1 pseudogene is annotated in these 874 nt (G+C 70.8%); it reads right to left on the bottom strand.

Annotated features, from left to right (window positions below):
- Positions 1–269 precede the first annotated feature (269 nt).
- Positions 270–609: pseudogene (locus KBX63_RS36615) on the bottom strand (alpha-1,6-glucosidase domain-containing protein); the annotation flags it as partial.
- Between the last annotated feature and the right edge of the window lie 265 nt (positions 610–874).

Here is an 874-nt window from a genome sequence, read left to right on the forward strand (position 1 = left end):
CGACCACCACCGCAAGATCGCCGGCGGCATCTTCAACAACGACGGCAAGGTCGAACTCGACGACAAGTCCACCGTCACCGACAACGACCCCAAGAACTGCGTCAACGTCAAAGACTGCCACGCCTGACCGACAGCGCAGTGAACAGCCGAACCGTTGACGGCATCGGCTGAGGCAACCCCCTCCGGCCCGCCCGAGAACGGTCCAACCGGATCGGACCCGGCGGGCCGGAGGACCGCCGCCAGGAGAGACGAGCCGGCCTCCTTCCGCGTCACCGCGTGAGGGGGCCGGCCACTGCCGTACTACTGCAGTACGAGACCGCGACGCTCCGCGCCGGCACGGTGAACGTGCCGGTGGCCGCGTCGATCGTGGCCGTCCGCAGCACCTCGTCGGCGGAGGTCCACAGCACCGGGTGCCGCGCCACGTCCGCCCCGCGCAGCCCGGTCAGCTGCTGCGTGGCCACGCCTGGGATGGCGTTGAAGACCGTCACGGACTTTCGGTGCCCGGCGAGGCCACGACCGTCCAGCGTCCTGTGAGCGCGCCGGGGGTCTACGCCTCGCCGCAGAGCGGGAAGGCGCCCGCTGCTGCACCTGCTCCGCGGTGGTCAGCCCACCAGCGAGGAGGCGCGGATCCCTAGACGGTATGAGCAGCCCGGTTGACCGGGCCGGGGCCTCATTCGCAGCCTGACGTGGATTGCCGACGAGGAGTGGGCCCTGTCGGTGGCGCCGACATTTGCGGGAGGCCCCGGTGCGTACGAGTGTTGGTCTGGACGTGCACGCGCGGTCGATCGTGGCCTGCGCTCTGGACACGGTGACCGGGCAGGTGATGCGGCGGCGGCTTGTCCCGTCGGCGGAGGCGGTCCTGGTCTGGCTGCGG

Origin of the sequence: Micromonospora sp. U21 (genome assembly GCF_018070045.1) — a bacterium.
In the GTDB taxonomy this organism is placed as follows: domain Bacteria; phylum Actinomycetota; class Actinomycetes; order Mycobacteriales; family Micromonosporaceae; genus Micromonospora.